A 17,634-nucleotide genomic window follows, 5' to 3' on the forward strand; every position below is an offset into this window, starting at 1 on the left:
AATCTGTCAACACTTATGTTTGACAGATTATCGGCTTTTTACAAGTAGTTGAACAGCTTCTTTAATTAAATCTTCATTTGAACCATTACCCTTTTCAAACTGCTCACGTAAACATTGCTCTAAATTTGTTCCAACAACAAGTCCAATTGTACGATCAAGTGCAGAACGAGACGCTGTTAACTGTGTAATAACATCTCGGCAATCTTTTCCTTCTTCCATCATACGAAGCACACCACGAACTTGACCTTCAATACGTTTTAATCTATTTTTCATGTCTTGATTGTATTCCACTGTAGACCACCTCCATAATTATATTATACATTACTTTGTAACTTTGTATAATATACTATACCCTTAAGGGTATATTGTAAAGGAGTTTATTTTTTTCTCAATCTTCTCAGGCTTAACCGGTCTACTACCTTATTTCTTATAAATTCTTTGCAAAACTATAATCCATCTCTCCACCTAACGCGGCAGCTGTATCACCAGTTTCTCTAAAGTCATGTGTATAAATTTGTTCAAATGAACCGAAGTCTACTTGTTTATAAAATTCAAAACAAGGGAATCCATCATGTTCTCCTTGCACATCAATACGACCATCCTTTTTCACGCGTACAGTTAATACATAATCTACAGGAGGTGCATACACATTTAACGGATTACTAGCGCTTGCGCTCATTGTAAATTGGACACTGTCAGAATTCCATACAATATGAGTACATATAATATTTTCAGTACTCGCTTTTCCCGTTCTTTTATTCACAGAACCATCTAAATTAGTAATCCTCTCTGTCGTAATACCCGTGTTTGCATATGAAAACACTTCTTTTTTATCAAAATCTACTACTACCTCTTGCTCAACTCTAGAACGCATAGTGTTTACCGTATGCGGTGTAAATTCACGTGAATCACCTTCGAATTGGATCACTTTTCCTGTTTCTATATCCTTCTTAGCTTCCGTCCAAGACATTGGAATAAATACACTGGCTCTAATTTTTACGATATTAACCATGTGAAACCTCCATTGATTCTATTTAAATACATCATGATTTGTTTTATCACTATAATAAAGTCAACTTGATTGACTTTATTATGCATAGTACAATGAATTTTACTTATAGTCAATTTAATTGACTATAAGTAAGGAGGATATATACATGAATCATCAAACATTTAACGAATTAGACCTTACATCACTTTTATCATTATCTTTCAGTACATTAATTACTGAACTACATGACAGATTAAGTGAATTAGGATTTGAAGATATTAGGCCCGCACACGGTTTTATGTTCAAACGCATCCTTCCTAATGGCGCAACAGGAATAGAACTAGCTGAATATTTAGGGGTTTCTAAGCAAGCTGTAAGTAAATTGGTGGATTCTCTTGAAAACAGTGGTTATGTCGCGCGCCAAACGCACCCTACTGATAAAAGAGGTAAAATCATTGTACTAACCGAACGTGGTTTGTCAGTAATGAAAGCAAAAGAAGAAATAATAGCTGAAATAGAACTGCGATGGATTGAAAATATAGGTGCGGATCGAATGCAATTGCTCAAAGAAGATTTAACAACATTCATTAATAAAGAAAACACAGGGAAATTATCATCGAGCATACGACCTGTTTGGTAAACAAAAACTCTATATAAAAAACGAATCTATTTTGATTAGTCTTTTTCAAAATGGATTCGTTTTCTACAATTTTATTAAAACCTTTGATCCCTTCAAATTTCATTCTAAATATTTTACGCATTATATAATTTCATAACTCTCTTCACAACCAGCTCCGCCGTATTCTCCTCCGGTGGCATCAACAAGTTTGTAACCGGACCATACACGACAGGGTTTAATTCAACTTCATATCCACCATATGCATACTCCTCTTTGCCTGGTAAATACCCAATATATCCGTTCATATACCCACCAAAGAAAGCTCGTTCATTTTGAAGACTCTCTTTCATTTCTAACGCAGTTTCCGAAAAAGGTTCCATCGGTATTCCAGAGAACATACCATCATTAATTTGAAACAGTTGAACTTCTAAATCGATACTTAGCTGCCGAATATTTTGCTTATGTTTCTCTAAAACGATAGTAAGCCATTCATCAGTATTCACACCCCAATGCCGCTCAGCAAATTGGGCCATTCTTCGTATCTCATCAATTTCAGGAATATCCTTTAACTTCATTTGCATCGTACTCGAAATTGTTCTTAAATTTACAATTGGGCTATATGTAACTGCTGGCAACAGCGTTAATACATGTCCACTAAGCATGTAAGCCATTTGTTTTAACGCTTCCCTTGAACCACGATACTTCGCATTTACATTACCAGCTGCACCTTGCACAATAATAACAGGACAGTTTACTACCTTCTCAAGGATCTCTCTCGTCATCCCGGGATAGTCCGCTGACAATACATCACTATCACCTTTTAAAACATTCGGATGAGCCGTACAAAATACTACAATCCCAGATAGCTCCTTCGTTTCTGCATCTCTTATTGCCAACATACCAATTCGTTTATCTACAATCCCCTCTATATTTATTCCCATCTTCGCCTTTCCATCAGATGTTCGCTCTCTTCGGTTCACTCCAATTTCACCTGTCGTAACACCCCATCCAACTTCACATAGCTTCAAATTGTTATTCGCAGTAACAGCACCGTGCACTACATTATTTACTAAAATCGTTTTATACGACTGTACTAGCGGATCATCACCGACCGTTTCTGGACCAGAGTGTGTATGTGTATAAACAACCGTTATTCGCTCAAATGGCACATGAAGCTCACTCGCTACTCGCTCACGAATCACCGTCGTATCTTCTACTAACATCCCAATATTATCAATACTTATAAACACAGTCTTCATTTCATCTTTTTCAAAAACAAAGACCGTCCCATAAATACGTTCTTCAATATTATTAATTCCTGTATCTCTATGATATCCGATAAAATCGATACCTACAGGCGGCGTAATATCTATCTTCCATACCCCTATTTTGCTCATTTGAATTACTCCATTTCTATATGTAACTCCCTTTCTTTAAGAATAGCATATTTAACTTTGTTTCAAATAAAAAGAACGGACATAGCATTCTATGTCCGTTCTTTTCCTCACACATACTTCCTATGAACCATCTTCCCATCATAAGAAAACACAACGCCCTTACTCTCCACAATCGACTCCATATGCACTGTTCTTCCCCATAGCTGATGAAGATATGGCAATACTTTTTCTAAGTATTTTAAATCGAGCTCGATTCCTTCGTAACTATGTTTAATGTACAATTCTCCGTTCTTTAAGTAGTCTCCATCTTCTACTACTAAGTACGGGAAGCCGCCATTTGTCCGCATATTTACGAGTTGATCACGCACATTTTCCCATTCTTTATCTATTACTTTATATTCTTTTCCTTGGCGCTGGAATAAGTACATATCTTCTCTCATGACGAGTTCTTTATTTAAGTAGTTTCTGAGGAACGATACGTCCCATTCAATTTCACGCACTTCAAAAATTTTGTCACGACCAGATCCTGGTTTTACACCGCGTCGTTTCATCTCTTCTGTCGGGTTGTTGTAGCGTTCTTCAATATCTTCAAACATTTTAATACCGAGGTAGTATGGATTAATGCTTGTTTTGGATGGCTGAACGACACCCGCATTAAGCTTTGCGAATTCAATCGCTTCAGAAGATGTTAAGTCCATTTCACGGAGTATGCGTTGGTGCCAATAGGACGCCCAGCCTTCGTTCATGATCTTCGTTTCCAGCTGTGGCCAGAAATATAACATTTCCTCGCGCATCATCGTTAATATGTCGCGCTGCCAATCTTCTAGCTCACGGCTATATTCTTCAATAAAGAGGAGTAAATCTTTCTCTGGCTGCGGTGGAATTTTCTTCTTTTTGCGTATATTGGATCGTTCCCTTTTTTTATTTCGATCATCTAAATTCCATAAATCATCGTATTGCGACGCCTTTTTCTTGTCTACTTCTTCCTCTTCTAAATCATCAATACTCCATGCAAGTTTCGGACGCATAAGTGACGGATCAATATGTTCTTGAATGGCAAGTACGGCATCTAAAAATGTTTCTACCTCTGCTTTTCCGTACTTATGCTCATATGCTTTCACACGGTCTGCGGTTGCCGCCATACTCTCTACCATATCTCGCTTCGTATTTGAAAAACGAACGTTATTTTTAAAGAAGTCACAGTGTGCTAAAACGTGCGCTACGATGAGTTTATTTTGAATTAAAGAGTTCGTATCTAATAAAAAGGCGTAACATGGATCAGAGTTAATAACGAGTTCGTATATTTTACTAAGACCTAAATCGTATTGTAATTTCATTCTGAAAAATTGTTTTCCAAAACTCCAATGTGAAAACCTCGTCGGCATCCCATATGCACCAAATGTATAAATAATTTCCGCTGGACATATTTCATAACGCATCGGATAAAAATCAAGCCCAAATCCAGTCGCAATTTCCGTAATTTCCGCAATCGCATATTGTAGCGCTTTATCGTCACTTGCTCTCATTATTTTCCCTCCTTACACTTTCCCTTAAGAAAGTGTATGATTGGAAACAAGCTTTCATGAGGATTGATTGCATAATAAAAAGACACCCCCGCAAAAACGAGAATGCCTCATCTATTAACCCTCAATAATCTCCATCTTCTCCGTAATCGGTGTACGAGCTCTTCCCTCTGGCGCTTTATCGAAATAGCCTAGGTGAAGAATTCCAATGATGCGTTGGCCTCTTGTTAAACCGATTCCTTCTATAAATAATGGATTGTAGTTTAATCCACCTGATTTCCAAACACAGCCTAAGCCGCGTTCCCAAGCAAGAAGTTGGAAGTTTTGCATAAATGCACATGTTGCAGCGTAATCTTCGTCACGTTGAATTTGACGTGGATCTTCATTAATGTAAACAACGATTTGTGCAGGTGTGCTTAAGAAACGATCTGATAAAATTTTACCGCGTTTCGCTCTTTCTTCTTCTGTGAAAGAGTTTAATACTGCGTCTACTAATTGCTTGCGGCCTTCTCCAATGTATAGTTTACAATTCCATGGTTCACGGTGCTTATGATTTGGTGCCCACGTTGCGTCGTTTAATAGTTCAATTAATAACTCTTTGTCTACTGCTTTATCTGTGAATGTACGAACAGAACGTCTTTCTTTAATCACATTTGCGATGGAAGTATATGTAGTCATATTTTTCTCTCCCTTATTTTTATCTATATGTATACCTTTGTTATTGATATTGATTTTCAATTTCGATTATACCCTAGTTTTTTACTATTAATCAATGTTTTATGTTGGAAAACTCCCAAAAAGATTATTTCATACTGTGAATAAAAAAACTTAACTTGTTCACAAGTATTTCACATTTTATGGAAATGATATGTATACAGTTTCCACATTATCCATCTAGGAGGAGTTTATATGTACAAAAAAATCGCAGTAAGTATGACGATGGCAGCATTATTATGCGGGATATCTATATTCCCTGCTTCCGCCGCTACGCCAAAAGAAGTAACGATGCACCACCATAAACCAATTTCAGAAGAAGAAATGCAGTCGCTCGAAAAACTCGGCTATAACAAACATGAAATTTGGAAAGCTGCCCACATTGCGAGAATCAGTAAAAAAGAAATTAAAGACGTTTTAGCTTACTATAAACAAAATAAATCTTGGGAGAAAACGGCACAACATTTTGGTGTGGATCCAAGTAAATTGAAAAAGCATCACATGAATAAAGAAACGAAAAAAGCACTGCTGCAACAGTTAGCAACTATGCAAAAATCTACACCAGACGGACTAAAACAAAAAATGAAAGAATATAATATCGGCTTGCGTCAGCTCACGGTATTAACAATCATTTCTCAAAAAAGTAATACACCTCTTGATGATGTACTAAAAATGAAAAAAGATGGAATGGACATTAAACAAATTGCAGAAAAATTAAATGTAAAAAAAGAAGATATAAGAGCGGAAATGATTAAATTAGTGAAGTCTATTAAAGAAAAGAAAACAAATTAACATGCAAAAAAGGAAGAGGTATTCACTACTCTTCCTTTTCTTTATGAACTTTCAACTTTGAAGTATAAATTCCCGTCTTTCCCAAAAACTAACACAAGTAAATGATGTATGTCAGGGGTGAGGAAATGTTTCGTTTATCATCTAAAAAGAAGAAAAAAACAGTCTGTTCTATTCCAGAGTTTATCCATACTATGAAAGAATCTAGTGATTTCGTTTTTTATAACATCGTAGAAGATGGAACGTTATGTTTATTTTATTATAAATCTACAGCTGAATCACTCCTCATTACTCGATTCATTTTGACACCTATCAAAAGAGAATTAGATAACATTGAAAATATAAGTGACTTAGCAAATATCGTCACACTCGAAGAGATTATCACCAACCCTTCTATTGATGATATTCGTGAAAAATTATTAGCTGGGTATGTACTCATACAGCTAAAAAAAGATTCTCACTCAGCGGAATATGCACTTATTCGTGCTGAAAGTTCAGTTGTAGGTACACGATTGTATAATGATACCGAAAATGAATATAGTGTAATCGGTCCAAAAGTCGGATTTGTTGAAAATATTGATACAAATACACACTTACTTCGCCGAAATATTGTAACGGAGCAATTAGTTTTCAAAGAAATTGCAGTTGGCTCTATATCAAAAACAAAGGTCGTAGTTGCCTACATCGAAGGCATTACAAATGAACAGCACGTCAATACTGCCATGCAACGCCTACAAGACATTGACTTTGATGTTCCTTTCGATGCAACTATGATTGAACAGTTTATTAGTGATAATAGCAACTCCACCTTCCCTGTTTTACTACCTACAGAGCGTTTAGATCGCTCCGTTTATGCGTTACTTAATGGAGGGGTTGTCATTTTAACAGACGGTTCACCATATGCATTAGCCGGACCGGCGACGTTGCTCGATTTCTTCGTCTCTCCAGAAGATTATTATTTACCATGGATAGCAGGCTCATTTCTTAGAATGGTTCGTTTTTTCGGAGCTGCATTCTCTTTATTCTCTTCAGCTATTTACACAGCTGTATTAACGTATCACTATCAAATGATTCCAGCTGATTTACTTGGGCCAATTATTTATTCTAGAGCTAACGTACCATTTCCACCTATGTTAGAAGCACTTTTTTTAGAAATTACAATTGAATTACTGCGCGAGGCTGGAGCACGCTTACCGACTAAAGTCGGCCAAACGATTGGTATTGTTGGCGGGATTGTAATTGGGCAAGCATCTGTTGAGGCTGCTTTAACGAGTACTATTTTATTAATTGCGGTGGCGTTATCTGCGCTTGCGTCTTTTACAACACCAACAGTAAAAATGTCTTCCACTATCCGGATATTACGATTTCCACTCATCATTTTAGCTGGAGCATTTGGCGGCGTAGGTCTTATCGTCGGATTCGTATTCATACTAGCTCATTTAATTCGCTTAAAATCACTTGGATCACCTTATTTATTACCTTTATACCCATTTCGAGGTTTAGGAACTGCGGAGGGGCTCCTTCGCTTGCCATTTAGTCAAACTGCTGGACGTGCCTCTTTTCTGAGACCGAAAAAGAAATGGCGCTATGATCCAAACAAAGCGAAAGAAAAACGTGATGGTGAGGAAAAATGAAAAATATTTTATTATGCTTTGCTATTATCGTTTTAATTTTCCAATCCGGATGTACACAACCGAATATAGTAGACACACAGCGAATTATTCATGTAGGTGGATTCGATATAACGAAAGATAAAAAATTTCGCGGGACGATTTTATATCCCGATTACACAAAAGGTGTTCAATCAAAACCAGAAACTCAGTCAACTACTGCCGGCACTATTGAAACAATTTCTTCACTTCTAAATGCCAAATCACCACACACTATCGCCGTAGGACAAATGCGTGTTGCCCTATTCGGAAAATCATTTGGTGAACAAGGTATTGGTGACATTATTAACAACCTACAACGTGATCCCAATGTTGGTCGAGACGTACAACTAGCACTTGTAGATGGTTCAACCGAACATCTGCTCAAACATATAAAATCAAATGGATCACTATATTTATCTGATTTACTGGAGCAAAATATAGTAACTGAAACGATTCCACGGACCGCTTTAAATATTTTTTTATATAACTATTTTTCATCGGGATGCGATCCATTTCTTCCTTACATTAAAGCGGATGAAGACAAATCTACTTCCATTAAGGGACTTGCTTTTTTAAAAAAAGATAAAGTGGTTATGTATACAGATAAAAAAGGATCTTTTTTATTCAAATTACTCATTAATCCAACTAAAAATGGACGTTACGAAGTTCCGATACGTCGAGGTAACCATAAGGGGTCAATTGCCACTCAAAATTTATCTGGAAAAAGCGTTTGTTACCTGACCGATACAGGGGACATCCCGAAAATCCATATTCAACTCAAATTAAATGGACTCATAAAAAACGCTCCAGATTGGCTCGATTTAACGAAGGCAGAGAATATAAAATACGTAAAAAAACATGTAGAAAAAACAATTGAAAAAGATTTAAACGAATTAATAAAACAATTCCAAGAAAAAGAAGTGGATCCAATAGGTATACGAGAAGAAATTCGTAGTCATTCAAGAAAATGGACGATAAAACAAATTCAAGACATGTACCCTAGTGTGGATATTGCTGTTCATGTGCAAATCAATGTCGTGCAATCTGGTATCGGAGAATAGTGAGGTGTTACAATGGCTGAACAAAATAAAACAATGACTGTTTCCCCTTATTTCACATTTCTTTTATTACACTCTCTTCAAATTGGAGTAGGCGTATTAGGATACCAACGAATTATTGCACAATATGCTGGTTATGATTCTTGGATTTCTCTTATTGTTGCGGGTATTATAACTCATATCGTACTGTTTTGTATGTTAAAAATGTTAGATAAAGATAATGATTTAATGACCATTCATACGACATGTTTCGGAAAATGGCTTGGAACTTTTTTGTCTATGTGCTTTGCTGCATATCTTCTCTTATTTTGCCTAACTGTGCTTCGTACATATATTGAAGTCATTCAAGTATGGGTCTTTCCTACAATTAAGCCATGGAAATTAACGTTCTTATTTTTACTCGTGACGTATTACGTAATAAAAGGTGGATTCCGCTCTGTAACAGGAATGTGTTTTTGGGGCGTCGTAATACCGATTTTCGTACTACTTTTCTTAGTGTTCCCTATGAAATATGCACATGTCCGTAACATTTTACCGATTCTTACCCATTCACCTGTAGATATTCTATATTCAGCAAAATCATCTGCATTAGAATTTCTTGGATTTGAAGCGATTCTTATCTTTTATCCACTTATTAAAAAAGGAAAGTCACTACATAAATGGGCACACGGTGGTATTGCCTTTACAACTATTTTATACGTAGTACTAGCAATCGTGTCCCTTATGTACTATAGCCAAGGACAACTACATCATACAATTTGGCCAACATTAACGATGCTAAAAATTATTAAAGTTCCTTTTATCCAAAGATTTGAGTACATTATTATTTTTCTCTGGTTTCTTATTATTTTACCTAATCTTTGTTTAACCATTTGGTCTTCTTGTCGCATTAGTAAAGCTTCCTTTCACATACCGTTTCAAATTACATTGCCAATTTTTATCGCCGCTATATTTATTTCATCCTTATTTTTCACAAACCGTGAAAGTATCAATACGTTAAATACAGTACTCTCTCAGGTTGGATTATATATTGTATACGCTTATATCCCAATTTTATTTCTATTCCATTCACTGCGTTGGCGCTTCAAAAATCCGTCGAAAAAATCTTCAACCAATGCACCATGATATTTGATACAATTTGGTTAATACATTTGTAAAGGGGACAAGCGAATGAAAAAGTATGTATTTTCTTTACTTGCAGTACTGAGCCTAATTCTTGCTGGATGCGGGAGTACTAGTACAAATGACAAAAAATCTTCTGAATCAAAAGAAGAGCATGATCATGCCACACACACTCAGCAAACTGACATTCAAGAAAAAACAAAAGGAATCGACACACTTCCGGCCTTCCTAGACAAGCTTGATCCACAAATGAAAGAAATCTACACTGTCGCTGGACAAAATGCAGAACTATTAGATTGGATCCCATGTTACTGCGGTTGCGGTGAAAGTGTAGGACATAAAAATAATAAAAACTGCTTTATTCGTGAAATTAAAAAGAATGGTGAAGTTGTTTGGGATTCCCACGCAACGACTTGCGTCAATTGCCTAGAAATCGCGGTTGAATCTGCCTCGATGAAACAAAAAGGAAAATCAACGCTTGAAATTCGTAATTATATTGATAATAAGTATAAAGAAGGGTATGGCAAACCGACACCTACACCAATGCCAAAAGCTTAAAAAACGAGGAAACTCCTCGTTTTTTCCTTTTCATTCACATTTTTTCTTAACAAATTCTTTCAAGTGTATTTCTCCTTACTTGTCACACACTATATATAACTCCTCAAGTAAGGAGGGGACACAGTGCAAACATATAACGACTATGATAAAGCTCTCTATTACACGTATTGCTGTAATTGGGATAAATTACTCGTTCTTATGGTTCAAACGAACGATCAATTATTTTCTAAGCGTATTGAGCATTTTTTACACGCTTATCAATACAGTAAAGAACTACCTGAAGTTGATAAACAATTGCAGCTCCTATTTCAATATATTGACCACGCATCCCAAAAGTCACATATAGAAGAAGTAGAGCAAATTCAAATGTAAAATATAGCGCTATTCTCTACAGGAGAATGGCGCTTTTTTAAAATGTTTATATCAATAAAAGTTTTTCCTTATAAAACTTTTATTGATAAACATATTTTTTCTTTCTTTTCTGTACTACTTCATACTATAATTTAGTATGTAACTATTATAAGAGAGGTATAAAATATGGGACGAGAAAAAAAGCAAGAATATGCTTTACTTACCGCGTGGGGAGCTTCTTTTATCGCTACATTAGGAAGTCTATACTTTTCCGAAATCATGAAATTTGAGCCTTGTGTCCTTTGTTGGTATCAACGTATTTTTATGTATCCATTCGTTTTATGGCTCGGTATCGCTGTAGTAAAAAAAGACTATCGCATCGCAAGTTATTCTTTACCAATCGCAAGTATTGGTGCTTGTATTTCTTTATATCACTATGCAATTCAAAAAATCGCAGCATTTTCAGCTGCTGGGGCGGCTTGCGGTCGTGTACCTTGTACGGGAGAATACATAAACTGGTTCGGCTTTGTGACAATCCCGTTTTTAGCACTTATCGGCTTTATCACAATCGCTGTTTGTAGCTTTATTGTAATCAAAAACAAGTAAGGAGATGAAAGAATGAAAAAAATACTTATATTTGGCGGTATTATTATCGCTTTGTTCGCAGCACTGACTGCTGTAACACAAATGGAAAAGAAAAACGCATCGACAAGTCAAAAACTTAATAACACTACTAGTAGTCCAGCAGACGGTCCTGACTACTACACAAACAAAATTTCTCTTTCAGATCTCCAAAAGAATTTAAAAGAGAAAAAAGAAGAAACAGTATACTTTTATCAAACATCTTGCGTTCATTGCCAAAAGTTATCTCCTATCGTAGTACCAATGGCGAAAGACTTAAATGTTGATATGAAAGTTATGGATATTGAAAAATTAGATGCTCCTTGGGATGAATATAAAATTACAGGCACTCCAACAATCATTCATTTTAAAGACGGCAAGGAAGTGAGCCGTATTAGCGGTGAGCAACCGAAAGACAAATTAAAAGAATGGCTTGAACAAACGAAGAAATAACGAGAAAAGGAAACTCCTTCTACACATGAAATGGGCGTAAAATCCCACACTAATGTATAAGGAGGGGGTTTTATGCCAGAAGTGAAATGCTCTGTTTCCAATTGCTCATTTTGGGGACAAGGTAACTTTTGTCAAGCAAGTGCAATCGTTGTTCAACCGGATGCACAAGAAGCAGATCAAATTGAAAACAGTTCGTATACAGGTGCTACTTTAACAAACGAGACGCTTGAAAGTTCTGTAACAACGAGTGTAGAGACTTGTTGTCATACATTTAAGCCAAAATATTAAACATAAAAGCATACGATTAATCGTATGCTTTTTTACATTCCTCTCCAAAAATCATGCATCATAAAAAAGTACAAAATAACGAGAACTACCGTCCCGCACAAAGTAATACGTCGGTATATACTCTTCTCCCCTTCCCTTGCTTTCACAAACGCCCAAATAAATCCGAAGAACAATATTAAATCAACATATGGAACATAAAAAGAAAAGACGAGAAACGCATACAAATACACGATAAATAAACAGGTCGTTACTAAGAAAACTTTAAACGCAAATTCACTTTTCATAACGTAACTGCCCCCAATCTGTACTGTATTATATTCAGCAAAATACAATAGTTGCAGTTAAACTCCAAGTAGAAATAAGCTACCGTCTATAATACGGTAGCCATTACGGAACATTGTATTTCCGTTTATATATATTACTTAAAATCGAAGAAGGAATTTGCTCATAACGAATTTTTTCTCCTGTTTCATCTACAATATACAAATTGTTTCCTATATAATATATTCCATCTTTTCGTTTAGAATACACGGCATACCTTTCATTCGGTAATACCGTTTTCACTTTTGTTAGCTGCCCATTTGGTTCTTGCCAATATATATCGACACGGTCTACTAACGTCAGCATTCCAATTTTCTCTTCTTCTACTTTACGACCATTCCAGCTCACAACGCGGTAACCCAGCTTATTCGCTTCATATTCAGGGCTCGTATGAAAACGAGAAATGATTACTTTTGTCTGTAATTGTACTCTGTCATATAGCCATTGTATATCCCGGTCATGCATGCGAATACAACCATTTGATTCCCTACTTCCAATTGTCCATTCCCTATTTGTCCCGTGAATCGCATACTCTTTTTCATCTAGTCCAAGCCACCTTGTACCGAGAGGATTGTTCGGTGCACCCCCAGCTATTTTCTTTCGATGATAGTCCTTATTTTTATATTTAGTTATAATACAAAAATTCCCTTCAGGCGTCGGGGTACTGTCCCTTCCAGTCGTTATTGGAAATGTTCTCGTATAGTTTCCATCTTCAAAAAAAGATAGCTGATTCGTCGTAAGATTCACTAAAATCAAATGATCTGTATTAGCAAAAGCGCTAGCTGGTAGGCAGAAAAATAGGATTACGATAAACAATACTTTCTTCATCTACATCCTCCCTAGCACTAGTATGATAATAGATGCAATTAGCTTTACTTTGCTCTTATAAATGAAAACTATCCATTTACAATAACGCCTCCGTTTACATGTATCATTTGCCCTGTTACATATGTGGAATCACTAGACGCTAAATATACATACGCAGGCGCTAATTCATATGGTTGACCAGGTCGTTGCATCGGAACATTACTCCCGAACTGTGATACTTTCTTCTCATCAAAACTTGATGGGATAAGTGGCGTCCAAATTGGTCCTGGTGCCACACCATTTACACGAATACCTTTTTGCACTAACGACTGAGAAAGCGATCTTGTAAAAGCTACAATCGCTCCTTTCGTTGCAGAATAATCGATCAACATTTCATTTCCTTCATACGCAACGATAGATGCCGTATTTATAATGACATCACCTTGCTTTAAATGAGGAAGTGCTGCTTTTGTAACATGAAAATAAGAAAAAATATTAATACGGAATGTTTTTTCTAGCTGTTCCGCTGTAATGTACTCTAAGCCTTGCTGCGGATATTGCTGTGCGACGTTATTCACAACAATATTTAAACTGCCTAGCTTTGAAACAGTCTCTTCCACAATATCTTTACAATGTTGTTCATTACTTAAATCCCCCGGCAACAACACACACTTCACGCCTTCTTTTTCAACACGCTGTTTCGTCTCATTTGCATCTTCATCTTCATCTAAGTAAGCAATCGCGATATTTGCTCCCTCTTTTGCAAAAGCGATGGAAACAGCTCGTCCAATTCCACTATCTCCTCCTGTAATTAGTACATTCTTTCCTTTTAACTTTTCGCTTCCTTTATAATTTGGATCTTCAAACTTTGGAAGAGGATTCATTAACGATTCAATACCAGGCTGTTTATTTTGATGCTGCGCTGGCATTGTTAAAAAGTTTTTTTGCTGCGGCATAACTTCCTTCAACTCCTTTTCTCTTATAATGTGCACAATTATAAAAACTACTTACACATTAAAAAACCGCGATTCACAAGCAACCATACGGTTAATATTCGAATTTAAGACACAAAATATGAATTGTTGTAAACTTTTTATGCAAAACTATTGCAAAATGCACAAAAAACGAATATTATATATAACTGTTGTGAAAATCATTCGTAAACAGAAAGGATGTTTATATGTTTAACCTTTCAAAACATAAAACTTCTATTAAAACTGAAATTATGGCGGGTATTATTACCTTCTTAACAATGGCATATATTATTGTCGTAAACCCTGTCATCCTTGGTGATGCAGGTGTTCCATTCGAACAAGCATTTACAGCAACAATTATCGCTGCTGTTGTCGGAACATTATTTATGGCGCTCTTTACAAACTTACCAATCGCAATTGCACCAGGTATGGGATTAAATGCTTACTTCTCTTACTCTGTTGTAAAAGCTCATGAAGGCATGACTTTCGCAATTGCATTCTCTGCTGTATTCGTAGCAGGTATGATTTTAATTTTGTTATCATTTACATCATTCCGTACAAAATTAATGGAAGTAATTCCTGAAAACTTAAAACATGCACTTACTGCTGGTATCGGTCTTTTTATCGCTTTTATCGGTTTACGCTTAACAGGAATTGTAACCCAACATGACTCTAACTTAGTTGGACTTGGTGATCTTCATTCCCCTCCTGTTTTACTAGCATTAGCTGGTCTTGGAATTACAATTATCCTTATGTCTTTAAATATAAACGGGGCACTATTTATCGGAATGTTATTAACTGGGATTATCGCTTACTTCACAGGTCAATTAACATTTTCAAATGGCGTTACGTCAATACCTGGATTACCAGAAGGAATTATCGTTGCAAATCCAATTACTGCTGTATCTGATGTAATTAACTACGGATTATACGGCGTTGTGTTCTCATTCTTCCTTGTTACACTATTTGATACAACAGGTACACTGCTTGGCGTTGCACAACAAGGCGGATTTATGAAAGACGGAAAGCTTCCAAAAGCAGGACGAGCTCTTCTATCTGACTCATTCTCAGCAACAATTGGAGCTATGTTCGGAACAACACCATCAACAGCTTACATTGAATCATCTGCTGGTGTTGCAGCTGGTGGACGTACTGGTTTAACAACCGTTACAGTAGCTGTACTATTTGCAGTAGCAGCATTCTTCGGACCTTTAGTGAGCGCTGTTTCTGGCGTATCAGCTATTACAGCACCATCATTAATTATCGTTGGTAGTCTTATGATGGGTTCAGTTCGATATATTGATTGGGACACATTCGATGAAGCATTCCCAGCATTCTTAGTAATCTTAAGCATGCCACTTACATCAAGTATTTCAACAGGGATTGCACTTGGATTTATTTCATACCCACTTATGAAAGTGGCAAAAGGACAATTCCGCGCTGTTCATCCACTTATATATTTATTTGGAATTTTGTTTGCTTATCAATTGGTATTCTTACCACATTAAAATCCCTCTTTGTGAGGGATTTTTTTATAAATAAAAAAGTAGAGCATCAAATTCCGATGCTCTACTTTCCTTTTGCAACAATCATACGAACTACTTTTAACGCAAGTAGTAAGAGAAAGTTCGCTACTGCTACAAGTCCTAAGAAGACTGCTATCATCAGCTCTCCCATTCCGTTATTAAATACAAATATAACAGAAGAAATGAAAGCTAAAATGAACAATATGAACGTTGGTATATATTTAATAAACGGCTTCTTATATGATTTTTTAGAAAGAAGAAATGTAATTAACAATGTCATAATAAAAACAAAATATACAGCAAACAAGAAAATCATACGAAAGCCTCCTCTACAACCAAACTACTTAAAAGAGATTAGAAACCTTTAATATTTCTCATTTACCTGTAATTCTTTACTATACATTTGAATGAAAACTGATGAAATAACCATTACCATCCCTACACTAAAACCAATAAGCTGATCCAATAATATTTCATCATGAATGAGCCAGCGAAGTAAAAATACACCGCCAAAAATAAGCAACATGGTAAATCCAGTATGTCTAAGCCCTTTATATACATTTTCCATATGTATCCCCCTTCGCATTTTTTATCCATATTATACCATATACAAAAACATTTATAACCGTTTCTAAAATGTCATTCGACATTCAAAACCAATAATAAAAAAAGACTGCGGAGAACTCCTTCTCCACAGCCTAATACTTATTTTTGCAAAAACGCTTGTAAATCTGCAAACTGTCTCTTTGCATCTTCATAACCTTGTTCATATAAACTTTGTAATTTTGCCTTATCTTTTTCCATACGATCTACTTGAAGCGGCACTTCTGGTCTAATAACAAATAAATTACCAGCTTGCTCTCCTTTTTCAATGTAGTGAAGTGTTTCATTATACACTTCATAACGAGTTAGCATCGTATTTACAAGGTTCGGATACTTTTTATAAGCTTTCGCAGCAACCCAGCCAAACTTTGATTTTTTCTTCGCGTAACCATGGTTTCTCGTTAAAATAACGACTGATTTTTTAAAACCATCCGATTGCGCTTTACGAACTGGAATCGGATCAGAAATCCCGCCATCTAACAACTGCTTACCACGGTAATCTACTACTGGTGCAATGAAGGGTAATGAACTAGATGCTCGCAATAAATTTAGCGCATCAGCATTCGTTCCCTCTTTTTCAAAATAAACCGGTTGTCCTGTTTCACAATCTGTTGTGCCTACAAGAAAACGCTCTGAACTATTAAAGTATGTGTCAAAATCAAATGGGACATGTTTTTCTGGAATTTCATGAAAAATGAAATCCATATCAAATAACTGACGTTTTTTCCACAAGTTTTTATACGATAAATATTTCGGATGTGATGCATAATCAATATTTACTGTCTTATTTCTATTTCTTTGCCTGGAAAGATACGACGCTGCATGACAAGCACCAGCTGATACACCGATTACATACGGAAAATATAAATCTTTTTCCATAAAGTATTCTAGTATCCCACCAGTATATACACCACGCATACCGCCGCCTTCTAATACTAACCCCGTATTTTCAAGCATGTTACTCTCTCCTCTTTATATATATTGACTCTTTAATTATTCACTATGTTAAGTATCTTTTTCTATTATATATGAGTTCTTTCAGAAATTATATTCAAAAGGCTTGAAAAAAATATTTTTCGTCCACAGTCTTATTCACGATAAAAACACGCACAAAGCAAAATAGAGACTATCCAAAATGCAGTGACCCCTGTCAAGTAGACAGTATTTAAAAAGCGTAACTAAGCAACCTGAGTTCTATATTTATATGGACTCAGGTTATTTAATTTCTTTTGAAATCTTTGATGATTATAAAAATATATATATTTGC

The 17,634-nt window shown here is 35.9% G+C and carries 23 protein-coding genes; 11 read left to right on the forward strand and 12 right to left on the reverse strand.

Annotated elements, in window-relative coordinates; genetic code table 11:
* Positions 1-27 precede the first annotated feature (27 nt).
* Entirely contained in the window at positions 28-291 is a 264-nt protein-coding gene (locus MR065_RS10100; protein WP_016089229.1) for a metal-sensitive transcriptional regulator, read from the reverse strand.
* A 136-nt stretch (positions 292-427) separates the two neighbouring features.
* The gene (locus MR065_RS10105) at positions 428-1,012 is read right to left on the reverse strand and encodes a DUF3238 domain-containing protein (protein WP_242213541.1); all 585 of its coding nucleotides are present in this window, start codon (positions 1,010-1,012) and stop codon (positions 428-430) included.
* Between the two features lie 145 nt (positions 1,013-1,157).
* Here MR065_RS10105 and MR065_RS10110 point away from each other — a divergent pair, with 145 nt between their 5' ends.
* Positions 1,158-1,631, forward strand: a complete 474-nt coding sequence (locus MR065_RS10110) for a MarR family winged helix-turn-helix transcriptional regulator (protein ID WP_242213542.1) — start codon at positions 1,158-1,160, stop codon at positions 1,629-1,631.
* Between the two features lie 113 nt (positions 1,632-1,744).
* On the opposite strand, the gene MR065_RS10115 is transcribed toward MR065_RS10110, so the two are convergent.
* The 3 genes from MR065_RS10115 to MR065_RS10125 form a co-directional block, all read right to left on the reverse strand.
* Positions 1,745-3,007: a neutral/alkaline non-lysosomal ceramidase N-terminal domain-containing protein gene (locus MR065_RS10115; RefSeq protein ID WP_242213543.1), complete on the reverse strand. Its 1,263-nt coding sequence runs from the start codon at positions 3,005-3,007 to the stop codon at positions 1,745-1,747.
* Between the two features lie 107 nt (positions 3,008-3,114).
* A complete protein-coding gene (spoVR, locus tag MR065_RS10120) occupies positions 3,115-4,533 on the reverse strand; it encodes a stage V sporulation protein SpoVR (protein WP_242213544.1) in 1,419 nt (472 codons plus the stop codon).
* Positions 4,534-4,647: 114 nt separating this feature from the next.
* Positions 4,648-5,208 (reverse strand): nitroreductase family protein, encoded by a 561-nt coding sequence (locus tag MR065_RS10125; protein ID WP_242213545.1) that lies wholly within the window; start codon positions 5,206-5,208, stop codon positions 4,648-4,650.
* Between the two features lie 231 nt (positions 5,209-5,439).
* On the opposite strand from MR065_RS10125, the gene MR065_RS10130 reads away from it, so the two are divergent.
* The 9 genes from MR065_RS10130 (at position 5,440) to MR065_RS10170 (ending at position 12,136) form a co-directional block, all read left to right on the forward strand.
* Complete coding sequence (locus MR065_RS10130) at positions 5,440-6,036, forward strand: hypothetical protein (protein ID WP_242213546.1); 597 nt, start codon at positions 5,440-5,442, stop codon at positions 6,034-6,036.
* A gap of 125 nt (positions 6,037-6,161) precedes the next feature.
* Positions 6,162-7,667: a spore germination protein gene (locus MR065_RS10135; RefSeq protein WP_242213547.1), complete on the forward strand. Its 1,506-nt coding sequence runs from the start codon at positions 6,162-6,164 to the stop codon at positions 7,665-7,667.
* Positions 7,664-8,746, forward strand: coding sequence for a spore germination protein GerYC (gene gerYC, locus MR065_RS10140; RefSeq protein WP_242213548.1), 1,083 nt, complete (start codon positions 7,664-7,666; stop codon positions 8,744-8,746). The genes MR065_RS10135 and gerYC overlap by 4 nt, the downstream gene beginning before the upstream one ends.
* A gap of 12 nt (positions 8,747-8,758) precedes the next feature.
* On the forward strand, positions 8,759-9,868 hold the full coding sequence (locus tag MR065_RS10145) for a GerAB/ArcD/ProY family transporter (RefSeq protein ID WP_242213549.1): 1,110 nt from the start codon (positions 8,759-8,761) through the stop codon (positions 9,866-9,868).
* Between the two features lie 45 nt (positions 9,869-9,913).
* The gene (locus tag MR065_RS10150; protein ID WP_242213550.1) at positions 9,914-10,423 is read left to right on the forward strand and encodes a PCYCGC domain-containing protein; all 510 of its coding nucleotides are present in this window, start codon (positions 9,914-9,916) and stop codon (positions 10,421-10,423) included.
* A gap of 123 nt (positions 10,424-10,546) precedes the next feature.
* Positions 10,547-10,795, forward strand: a complete 249-nt coding sequence (locus MR065_RS10155; RefSeq protein ID WP_001195458.1) for a YhdB family protein — start codon at positions 10,547-10,549, stop codon at positions 10,793-10,795.
* A 165-nt stretch (positions 10,796-10,960) separates the two neighbouring features.
* Positions 10,961-11,380, forward strand: coding sequence for a disulfide formation protein C (locus tag MR065_RS10160; RefSeq protein WP_000532269.1), 420 nt, complete (start codon positions 10,961-10,963; stop codon positions 11,378-11,380).
* A 12-nt stretch (positions 11,381-11,392) separates the two neighbouring features.
* Positions 11,393-11,848 carry a thioredoxin family protein gene (locus MR065_RS10165; protein ID WP_098989350.1) on the forward strand — a complete coding sequence of 152 codons (456 nt, stop codon included), beginning with the start codon at positions 11,393-11,395 and terminating at the stop codon, positions 11,846-11,848.
* 72 nt (positions 11,849-11,920) lie between these two features.
* On the forward strand, positions 11,921-12,136 hold the full coding sequence (locus MR065_RS10170; protein ID WP_001115399.1) for a DUF1540 domain-containing protein: 216 nt from the start codon (positions 11,921-11,923) through the stop codon (positions 12,134-12,136).
* A gap of 32 nt (positions 12,137-12,168) precedes the next feature.
* Here MR065_RS10170 and MR065_RS10175 read toward each other — a convergent pair whose 3' ends face one another.
* The 3 genes from MR065_RS10175 to MR065_RS10185 all read right to left on the reverse strand — a co-directional run bounded on the left by MR065_RS10175 (position 12,169) and on the right by MR065_RS10185 (position 14,220).
* Entirely contained in the window at positions 12,169-12,420 is a 252-nt protein-coding gene (locus MR065_RS10175) for a hypothetical protein (protein WP_000834197.1), read from the reverse strand.
* A 103-nt stretch (positions 12,421-12,523) separates the two neighbouring features.
* Positions 12,524-13,285 carry a L,D-transpeptidase gene (locus tag MR065_RS10180; protein WP_242213551.1) on the reverse strand — a complete coding sequence of 254 codons (762 nt, stop codon included), beginning with the start codon at positions 13,283-13,285 and terminating at the stop codon, positions 12,524-12,526.
* Positions 13,286-13,353: 68 nt separating this feature from the next.
* Positions 13,354-14,220: an SDR family oxidoreductase gene (locus MR065_RS10185; protein ID WP_242213552.1), complete on the reverse strand. Its 867-nt coding sequence runs from the start codon at positions 14,218-14,220 to the stop codon at positions 13,354-13,356.
* 224 nt (positions 14,221-14,444) lie between these two features.
* On the opposite strand from MR065_RS10185, the gene MR065_RS10190 reads away from it, so the two are divergent.
* Positions 14,445-15,746: an NCS2 family permease gene (locus MR065_RS10190; protein ID WP_242213553.1), complete on the forward strand. Its 1,302-nt coding sequence runs from the start codon at positions 14,445-14,447 to the stop codon at positions 15,744-15,746.
* Between the two features lie 61 nt (positions 15,747-15,807).
* Here the strand turns inward: MR065_RS10190 and MR065_RS10195 are convergent, their stop codons facing one another.
* The 4 genes from MR065_RS10195 to MR065_RS27725 all read right to left on the reverse strand — a co-directional run bounded on the left by MR065_RS10195 (position 15,808) and on the right by MR065_RS27725 (position 17,626).
* Positions 15,808-16,080: a sugar ABC transporter ATPase gene (locus tag MR065_RS10195; RefSeq protein ID WP_242213554.1), complete on the reverse strand. Its 273-nt coding sequence runs from the start codon at positions 16,078-16,080 to the stop codon at positions 15,808-15,810.
* A 48-nt stretch (positions 16,081-16,128) separates the two neighbouring features.
* Positions 16,129-16,332 carry a hypothetical protein gene (locus tag MR065_RS10200; RefSeq protein ID WP_242213555.1) on the reverse strand — a complete coding sequence of 68 codons (204 nt, stop codon included), beginning with the start codon at positions 16,330-16,332 and terminating at the stop codon, positions 16,129-16,131.
* 137 nt (positions 16,333-16,469) lie between these two features.
* On the reverse strand, positions 16,470-17,324 hold the full coding sequence (locus MR065_RS10205) for a patatin-like phospholipase family protein (protein WP_242213556.1): 855 nt from the start codon (positions 17,322-17,324) through the stop codon (positions 16,470-16,472).
* A 221-nt stretch (positions 17,325-17,545) separates the two neighbouring features.
* Complete coding sequence (locus MR065_RS27725; protein ID WP_363331823.1) at positions 17,546-17,626, reverse strand: IS3 family transposase; 81 nt, start codon at positions 17,624-17,626, stop codon at positions 17,546-17,548.
* Between the last annotated feature and the right edge of the window lie 8 nt (positions 17,627-17,634).

The organism is Bacillus cereus group sp. BfR-BA-01383 (assembly GCF_022663495.1).
Taxonomy (GTDB): Bacteria; Bacillota; Bacilli; order Bacillales; family Bacillaceae_G; genus Bacillus_A; species Bacillus_A cereus_AU.